The 5734-nt window shown below is 72.4% G+C and carries 5 protein-coding genes; all 5 read left to right on the forward strand.

Features of this window, described 5'->3' with window-relative positions:
- On the forward strand, nt 1-949 hold a 949-nt coding region (locus H489_RS25005), incomplete at its 5' end, for an ABC transporter substrate-binding protein (RefSeq protein ID WP_235045663.1).
- Nucleotides 946-1935, forward strand: coding sequence for an ornithine cyclodeaminase family protein (locus H489_RS25010; protein WP_017886439.1), 990 nt, complete (start codon nt 946-948; stop codon nt 1933-1935). The genes H489_RS25005 and H489_RS25010, both read left to right, overlap by 4 nt.
- 46 nt (nt 1936-1981) lie before the next feature.
- Nucleotides 1982-3103, forward strand: coding sequence for an FAD-dependent oxidoreductase (locus H489_RS25015; protein ID WP_017886440.1), 1122 nt, complete (start codon nt 1982-1984; stop codon nt 3101-3103).
- Nucleotides 3104-3369: 266 nt separating this feature from the next.
- Nucleotides 3370-4455 carry a glycerate kinase gene (locus H489_RS25020; RefSeq protein WP_017886441.1) on the forward strand — a complete coding sequence of 362 codons (1086 nt, stop codon included), beginning with the start codon at nt 3370-3372 and terminating at the stop codon, nt 4453-4455.
- Nucleotides 4456-4638: 183 nt separating this feature from the next.
- Nucleotides 4639-5685, forward strand: a complete 1047-nt coding sequence (locus H489_RS25025; RefSeq protein ID WP_017886442.1) for an NAD(P)-dependent alcohol dehydrogenase — start codon at nt 4639-4641, stop codon at nt 5683-5685.
- Nucleotides 5686-5734 lie beyond the last annotated feature (49 nt).

The raw sequence follows: 5734 nt of genomic DNA on the forward strand, positions 1-5734 counted from the left end.
GCCGGGCAACGCCCGGCACGCCGCACCCCACGAACGGAGCACCACCATGGACACCCTGCAGATCTCGGCGACCGCGAACGGCCTCAACTACCTGCCCGAGTACGTCGCCGACCTGGGCGGCCTCTTCGCCGAACGCGGACTCACCGTGACCGCCACCGCTTGCGACCCGTGGACCGGCGTCCTCGACGACATCGACTCGGGTGCAGCCCACCTCGCGCTCGGGGGCCTCTGGGTGCCGGCGATGTACGCCGGCACCGCTCGTGCACTGTCGGTCGTCGGCCAGCTGAACCACGCCTTCCCGATGACCATCGTGGCGCGGAACGAGACCGCCCCGATCACCCTGGACTGGCTCGCGGGGAAGGTCGTGCTCGCGCCGGGTGCGGGCGGCAGCGCGCCCTACGAGTTCACGGCGGGGCTCGTCCGCGAAGCCGGTCTCGACGTCGCAGCGACCCGCTTCGTCCGCGACCTGTCGACCGCCATGCTCGTGGAGCTCTACCGAGGCGGCCTCGGCGACGCCATCATCCTCGACCTCGTGTCCGCCGAGGAACTCGTGGCGGCTGGCGGCGGGTCGATCGTCTTCCGGCACCTCGATGCCGGCGGGGTGATGCCGAACAGCGTCTACTACACCCGCACCGACCGTATCGAGGAACTCGGTGACCGCGTGCCACGGTTCATGGACGGCATCGCTGCGGCCATGCAGCGGATCACCGCTGGCGACGCCGACGCGGAGATCACCGCCGTGCTCGCAGCCCGCTGGCCGGACAAGGACCAGTCGCTGCTCCGACGAGCCGCCGACGAGATGGCGGCGGGCGGCGTGTGGGACTCCGCCGTCGTGGACCGTGATGCGTCCGACCGGTGGATGCGGATCCTGTTCGACGGCGGACTCACGACGCACGTCCCGTCGTACGACGAACTCCTCGGTTCGCCGAGCGCCGTCGCCGTCTCGTGACGCTCGTCCTCGGGGCGTCCGACGTCGCTGCTGCGCTCGAGGACGTCGATGTGCTCGAAGCCGTCGAAGCCGTCCACGCCGACCTCGGAGCAGGCCGGATGCAGCAGCCGGCCCCGGTCGCCCTGACGGGTGCCGACGATGCGCTCTTCCTGCCGATGGCGGTGCGGTCCGACCGGCTGGGTCTGGTGGCGGTGAAGCTCATGGCCGACATCCCGCACAACGCCTCCCGCGGTCTGCCGACCCAGCGGTCCAGCATCTTGGTGTCGTCTGCGATGACCGGCGAGTGCCTGGGCGTCCTCGACGGCAAGGACATCACCCGCGCGCGGACGGCGGCAGCCTCGGTCGTCGCCACGCAGCACCTCGCTCGATCGCACAGCACGACGCTGGGGTTCGTCGGCGCCGGGAACCTCGCCGTCGAGCACCTGCGTGCGTTCGCGAAGGTCCGGTCCTTCGAACGGGTGCTCCTCTGGTCGCGTTCCGCGGCGACGACCGGTCGGTTCCTCGAGACCGTCGGTGACGACCTCGCACGACGGTGCACCGTGGTGGGTGGTCCCCGCCAGGTGGCCGAGGAGTGCGACGTCCTGTGCACGCTCACGCCGTCGGTACGCCCGGTCGTGGAGGGCGGTTGGCTGCACGCGGGCCAGCACGTGAACGCCGTCGGCGCCCGTCCGCGCCCCACCCACCGCGAGCTCGACGGCCCCGCGATGGCGCGTGGGACGGTGTTCGTCGACAGCCGGGCCACAGCCTGGTCGAAGTCGGGCGACCTGCTCGAGGCCGTCGTCGAGGGCGCGGTCCCGCAGGACCTGCACCCGGCCGAACTCGGCGAGGTCATCGTCGGACGTGCTGCCGGCCGGGTCGACGACGACCAGGTCACGGTGTTCGACTCGGTCGGCCTCGGTGCGCAGGATCTGGCGGTCGCCGCCCTGGTGCTCGAAGTCGCTCGCGAACGAGGCCTCGGGACCACGGTGCCGACCTCGGGCCGCTGACGGGGACGGTCGTGTCGGGGTCGGCGCACCCAACTACGCTCTCGACATGACCATCCCCGCACCGGCGACGCACGTCGTCATCGGCGCCGGGGTCGTCGGTGCTGCGACCGCGTACGCCCTGACGGCCCGCGGCGAGCGCGTCCTGCTCGTCGAGCAGCACGCCCGCGGCCACCACCTCGGTTCCTCGCACGGTGCGACCCGGATCTTCCGGCAGGGCTACGCCGACCCGGAGTACGTCGCGCTGACCACCCGCGCACTGGCGCTGTGGGAAGGGCTCGAGAAGGCCGCCGGCGAGGAGCTCATCGTCCGCACGGGCGCGGTCGACCACGGGCGGCCCGAGGTCGTCGACGCCATCGCGGCCGCCCTGGCCGACGCGGACATCCCCCACGAGTCGCTGACGCCGGAGCAGGCGGCAGCACGTTGGCCCGGCATCGCGTTCGAGGGGCACGTGCTGACCCATGCGTCGGCTGGGCGCATCCGCTCCGACCGGACGGTCGAGGCCTTCCTGACCCTGGCCGAACGGACCGGCCTCGCCGACCTGCGCTTCGACACCCGGGTCACCGGGCTCGACGACCACGGTGACGACGTCACCGTGACACTGTCCGACGGCACCGCGGTCCGGACCGCGTCCGTGGTGGCGGCGGTGGGCTCGTGGGCTCCCACGCTCGTCGGCGGGCTGCTCGCCGGGCGCGGGAGGGGCCTCCCGGCCATCCGCGTCACCCAGGAGCAGCCCGCCCACTTCCCCAGCCACCTGCCGGACGAGGCCTGGCCGAGCTTCGTGCACTGGGCCGACGGCGACGACGTCTACGGGCTGCTGACGCCCGGCGAGGGCGTCAAGGTCGGGTTCCACGGCACCGGGCCCGTGGTCGACCCGGACGACCGCGACTTCACGCCCGTACCCGCCGAAGCCGAGCGGCTGCAGGCGTACGTCGCGCGGTACGTGCCGGGGGTCGACGCAACGAAGCCGACGTTCATCAGCTGCCTGTACGACAACTCCCCCGACGAGGACTTCGTCATCGACCGCGTGGGGCCGCTCACCGTGGCGACGGGGTTTTCCGGGCACGGCTTCAAGTTCGCGCCGTTGCTGGGCGAGATGCTCGCGGACCTCGCGACGGGCGGAGTGCCGCACCCGCGCTTCGCCCTGCCGGAGCCGGTGCCCGCGCCCTGACGCGTCGGGGCGCGGTCGTTCGCGAGACGCCGGCGTGTTCGTTCGACGCACGCCGGCGTGTTCGTTCGACGCACGCCGGCGCGGTCGATGGACGCCGTCGTGTTCGTTCGACGCCGCCATGGCCTCGAGACGCCGCCGAATACGGAGGCGTCTCGCGGACAACGAGGCGTTCTGCGCACACACCGGCGTCTCACACACGCACAGACGCCGGCGTCTCACACACGCGCGCACGCCGGCGTCCCGCGACCGGCCACTACGGTGGAACCGTGCGCATCATCGTGGCTCCGGACTCGTTCAAGGGCACCGCGACGGCGGCGTCGATCGCTGCGGCGGTCCGCGACGGTTGGCTGGCCGAACGCCCTGACGACGACGTGGTGCTCGTCCCGATGGCCGACGGTGGCGAGGGCACCCTCGACGCCTTCGAGTCCGCCGTCCCCGGATCCGTCCGGGTCCCCGTCACCGTGACCGGGCCGGCCGGGGCCCCGGTCGCCACCCAGTGGCTGCGACTGCCCGACGGCCGTGCCGTGGTGGAGCTCGCGGCGACGAGCGGCCTGCCCCTGCTCGATGCACCGATGCCGGACACGGCGACGAGCCGTGGGTTCGGCGAGGCGATCGCCGCCGCGCTCGACGCCGGTGCGACGGGGCTCGTGCTCGGCATCGGGGGCAGCGCGTCCACCGACGGCGGGCGTCCGGTGCTCGAGGCGCTCGGCCTCGACGAAGAGCAGAGCGGCACCGGCACCGGCGGTCTCCGGCTGCTCCCGCCGCTCGGGGTCACCGTGCTCACCGACGTCACCTCTCCGCTGCTCGGCCCGACCGGTGCCGCCGCCGTCTTCGGCCCGCAGAAGGGCATCACGCCCGACCGTGTGGCGTCCTTCGACGACCGGCTCGCCACCTGGGCCGCGCGCTTCCCCGACGTCGACCCGAGCACCCCGGGCGCCGGAGCCGCGGGCGGGGTGGGGTTCGGCCTGATGGTGTGGGGCGCCACGCTCGCGGGTGGGGCAGCGGCCGTCGCCGAGGTCCTCGGACTGCCGGCACTGCTCGAGGGCAACGACATCGCGAACGGTACCGACGTGAACGCCGCCGACGTCGTGATCAGCGGCGAGGGACGCTTCGACGGACAGAGCGCCGTCGGCAAGGTGCCCTCGGTGGTCCGCGACCTGACGGCGGCGCACGCTCCCGGTGCCCGCTCGATGCTCGTCGCCGGCGCGATCGAGGCCCCGCTCGACGACTACGTGGCCGCCGCGTCGCTGACCGTGCTCGCGACGCAGACCACCGGCGAACCCGACGACGCCCTCGCCGACCCCCTGCGCTTCGCGACGATCGCCGGGCAGCGGCTGGCCCGGCTCGCCTGAGCGAGCAGAACGCCGCGAGCAGAAGGCCGGGAGCAGCGCACGCCGGCGCACCGCAGCGCCGCGACGCGCCCGTCCGGCGGCACCAGGGGTGTCCTGGTTGTACCTCCCACACGGCCGCGGGGGCGCGCAGACTGGTTCCGGGCCGGAACCGGCCCGCAACGCACCACCCCCACGAGGAGATCATTGCGCACCGTCAACGCGTACGCGGCACCGTCAGCGACCGAGCCGCTCGTCAAGACCACCATCACCCGTCGTGACGTCGGCCCGGACGACGTCGCGATCGACATCGCCTACGCCGGCATCTGCCACTCGGACATCCACACCGTCCGCGGTGAGTGGGGCCCCATCCAGTACCCGCAGGTCGTCGGCCACGAGATCGTCGGCCACGTCACCGAGGTCGGCGCGAACGTCACCAAGCACAAGGTCGGCGACCGCGTCGGCGTCGGCTGCATGGTGAACTCGTGCGGCGAGTGCGAGAACTGCGTCGCCGGCCAGGAACAGTACTGCCTCAAGGGCAACATCGGCACCTACGCCAGCGTCGACCCCGCCGACGGCTCGATCACCCAGGGCGGCTACTCGCAGGCCGTCGTCGTGAACGAGGACTTCGTGCTCCGCGTCCCCGAGTCGCTCGACATCGAGAAGGTCGCGCCGCTGCTCTGTGCCGGCATCACCACCTACTCGCCGCTCCACCACTGGAAGGCCGGCCCCGGCACGAAGGTCGCCGTCGTCGGCATGGGCGGGCTCGGCCACATGGCCGTCAAGATCGCCGTCGCGCTCGGCGCCGAGGTCACCGTCCTGTCGCAGACCACCTCGAAGGAAGCCGACTCGCTCCGCTACGGCGCGAAGGCCCACTACGCGACGAAGGACCCGGAGACGTTCGAGAAGCTCGCGAACTCCTTCGAGCTCATCATCAACACCGTCTCGGCGAAGATCCCGATGGGTTCCTACCTCGGCCTGCTCAAGGTCGACGGCACCCTCGTCAACGTCGGTGCACCGTCCGAGCCGCTCGAGGTGCCGGCCTTCGCGCTCATCCCGCGTCGGCTCAGCTGGGCTGGTTCCGCCATCGGCGGCATCCAGGAGACCCAGGAGATGCTCGACTTCTGCGCCGAGCACGGGATCCTGCCGGAGACCGAGCTCATCAGCGCCGACCAGATCAACGAGGCCTACGAGCGCGTCCTGTCCTCGGACGTCCGCTACCGCTTCGTGATCGACGCGGCCACGCTGGCGTAGTCGTCACCACATGATGGACGGAAGGCCCGGTACCAGCTGGTACCGGGCC

Source organism: Curtobacterium flaccumfaciens UCD-AKU, from assembly GCF_000349565.1.
Classification (GTDB): Bacteria; Actinomycetota; Actinomycetes; order Actinomycetales; family Microbacteriaceae; genus Curtobacterium; species Curtobacterium poinsettiae.